The organism is Actinocorallia lasiicapitis (genome assembly GCF_054778695.1).
Genome location: NZ_BAAGZI010000552.1, coordinates 1 through 2,917 on the forward strand (window position 1 = coordinate 1; position 2,917 = coordinate 2,917).

Annotated in this window: 4 protein-coding genes; 1 reads left to right on the forward strand and 3 read right to left on the reverse strand. The window is 68.9% G+C overall.

Annotated features, from left to right (window positions below):
* From ACYVE7_RS31955 to ACYVE7_RS31965, 3 genes are all read right to left on the reverse strand, one after another.
* Window positions 1-436, reverse strand: a 436-nt coding sequence (locus tag ACYVE7_RS31955; RefSeq protein WP_460370035.1) for an AfsA-related hotdog domain-containing protein, incomplete at its 3' end; no start/stop codon positions are given.
* A 242-nt stretch (window positions 437-678) separates the two neighbouring features.
* Window positions 679-1,575, reverse strand: a complete 897-nt coding sequence (locus tag ACYVE7_RS31960) for a helix-turn-helix domain-containing protein (RefSeq protein ID WP_460370037.1) — start codon at window positions 1,573-1,575, stop codon at window positions 679-681.
* A 67-nt stretch (window positions 1,576-1,642) separates the two neighbouring features.
* Window positions 1,643-1,867: a DUF397 domain-containing protein gene (locus tag ACYVE7_RS31965; RefSeq protein ID WP_460370041.1), complete on the reverse strand. Its 225-nt coding sequence runs from the start codon at window positions 1,865-1,867 to the stop codon at window positions 1,643-1,645.
* A gap of 142 nt (window positions 1,868-2,009) precedes the next feature.
* Between ACYVE7_RS31965 and ACYVE7_RS31970 the strand changes: the two genes are divergently transcribed.
* Window positions 2,010-2,537 (forward strand): ATP-binding protein, encoded by a 528-nt coding sequence (locus ACYVE7_RS31970; protein WP_460370039.1) that lies wholly within the window; start codon window positions 2,010-2,012, stop codon window positions 2,535-2,537.
* Window positions 2,538-2,917: the final 380 nt, after the last annotated feature.

A 2,917-nucleotide genomic window follows, 5' to 3' on the forward strand; every position in this document is an offset into this window, starting at 1 on the left:
CGAGGCCGGCGCCGTCCTCGTCGCGGACCGTGAAGTCCAGGGTGAGGGCGCGCGGCGCGGCCTGGACGATCTGGGCCTCGGCGAGGACGCGGCGGGCCGGGAGCGCCCCGGTGAGCCGGCCGGTCAGGGAGCGCAGCACGAACCGGCGGTCTCCGGCCACTCCGCGGTGGGCGTGGGCGAAGACGAGGCAGCCCTGGCGGCAGAGTTCGAGCAGCGGCATCAGATCGAGGCGCGGCACGGGAAGGTCGTTGAAATAGCGGTGTGCGACCGGCAGTTCACCCGCGAGGAGAATTCCGCCGCCGGGCAGCGGGGCGTGGTCGGTGAGGAAGACCTCGCCGATTCCCGACTTGTGGACCAGCGGGTGGGGCAGGGGCCTGTCGAAGTGGAGCGCACGGGCCGCCACGTCGTCTTCCAGCCGTTCCAGCAGTTCGCTCACAAGCCGTCCTCGAAATCAGAGCATATTCGGCACAGACCGTTCACATTCCCTTAACAAAGCGATGGTCCGCGTCTCGGCGCGCGGGCACAACTCCTATCCTGCAAGGGATGTGGGCTGTTGATCGTCAACGACGCTGTAATGTCGGCCACATTCAGAGAATGGCACGCGTATGACGATCCGGCACATATAAAAAGGTCCGGCCGCAGGAGTTCCCTGCGACCGGACCGAGAAGTGAATCGTTCTCAGATCTCGTCGAGCAGCCGTTTGAGTATGGCGGGGGTCTCGGCGGCCGGTTCGGCCTCGACGCACAACTGCTCCATGACGGCGAGATAGCGCTCGATGTCGTCGCGCTTCTCCAGATAGACCGCGCTGGTGAGCTGCTCGAGGTAGACGACGTCGGGCAGGTCCTGCTCGGCGAAGCGCAGGATGCTGAACGGCCCGCCGGCGGCGGCGTGCCCGCCGCGCGCGAACGGCACGACCTGGAGGGTGACGTTCGGCCGGGCGCAGGACTCGATCAGGAACTCGAGCTGGGACCGCATGATCGCGCTGGAGCCGATCGGGCGGCGGACGACGGCTTCGTCCACGACGGCCCACAAATGGGGCGCGTGTTCGGCGTCGAGGAGTTCCTGGCGCTTCATCCGCATCTCGACCCTGCGGTCGATCTCTTCGGGCGCCGCGGCGGCGTGCCCGAGCAGGGTGACGGCGCGGGCGTAGCCCTCCTGCTGGAGCAGGCCCGGCACGAACTGCACCTCGTAGGCGCGGATCCGGCTGGCCGCCTCCTCCAGGCCGATGTAGTTCTCGAACCACGTCGGGAGGACGTCGCTGTAGTTGTGCCACCAGCCGTTGGCGCTGGCGCGGCGGGCCAGCAGCAGCGCCCGCTCCCGCTCGTCCCGGGCGGTAACGCCGTAGAGGGTGAGGAGGTCCTCGATGTCGCGTTCCTTGAAGGAGACGCGGCCGAGCTCCATCCGGGAGATCTTGGAATCGGAGGCGCGGATGGCGTAGCCGGCCTGTTCTCTGGTGATGCTCTTGGCCTCGCGCAGCCGACGCAGCTGCGCGCCCAGCAAGATGCGCAGCACGGTCGGGCCTCCGCCGGTGTTGGCGGAGAAGTCGAGCACGGAAGCGGCTTCCGCGTTGGCCATCAAGGGCTCCCTGTGGGGCCGAGGGGTCCGACGGACGGATCAGTATCCCACGGGGAGCCCCCCGTGGCTACGCCACCAGATGATCGAAATCACCGTCCTTGGCGCCCCCGATGAACGCCTCGATCTCCTCACGCGTGTACACCAGCACCGGACCCTCCGGGTGCCGGGAGTTCCGCATCGCGATCTCGCCGCTGGGCAGTTCGCTCAGTTCGACACAGTTGCCGCTCGGATTGCTCCGGGCGGCCTTCAACCACACCTGCTGTGCGTGCACATCGACCCCCACTTCGGTGATCCCCCGGCATTGCTCCGTTCCAAGGTGACTTTCTCACATGCAAGGACGGATGCACGTGCAGGAGCCCTTGCACCTGCACGCCTCGGAGGGAAAGATAGCGGACGCCCACCCGCTGCATCACTGGACCGCGACAGGACCTCTCATGACCCTCCAGCGGACTCCTCGCGTCGTGCACCACCGGCCGGTCTCCTCCTGCCCCGAGGAGACCCGGTGGCCCGCGCTGCTTCCCACCTTGGAGTCGAGCCACTGGCCCACCCCGCCCGCCAACGGGACGACGCGGCTCGCCCGCTGCCCGCTGAACAGCGATCTGGGGTCGCCGAGAAAGGCCCGTGAGTTCACCACCACGACCCTCAAGGACTGGGACGCCATCGACGTCCTGTGCGAGGCGAGCGTGGTCGTGTCCGAACTGGTCACCAACGCGCTGCGCTACGGCCTGCACGGCAGACACCGCCTGTCGCGCGCGCCCATCCAGCTCATCCTCATGCGGCAGGACAAGCGGGTCCTGGCGATCGTCACCGACCCCAACAGTGCGGCGCCGGTCCCCGGCGAGCCCGACGAGTTCGCCGAGAACGGGCGCGGACTCCAGGTCGTGGCGGGCACATCCGAGGCCTGGGGCTGGGCTCCGCTGGCCACCGGCGGCAAGGCGGTCTGGGCGTCCTTCGCGGTCTGACCCCGCCCCGCCCCCGGGCCGTTCCCCCACCGTGTTCCCTCTGAGTTCCCTCTGAGTTCCTCTGACGTTCCCGCCGGAGCGGCGCGTCAGGGCCGCGCGATGCCGAAAAGGACGCGTCCGGCGTTCTGGCGCCGCCAGCGGGGTAAAGAGGAGTTGGCACAGTGCTCCGGAACGGTGCGGCGACATGATCGAGACTTCTCCTTACAGTTGCGCGCCATGAACGTCGGCGGACCGCTTCAGGCGGGCTCATCCGAGGCGCGGCACGTCCGCGCCGTCCGCGGCGCGGCGGCACGGATCGACGGCGCGTGCCCCGAGCACACTCCCCTGCCCGACCAGGGCGGCTCGTTCCTGCTGTCGGGCGTCGCCTCGCCGTACGCGGT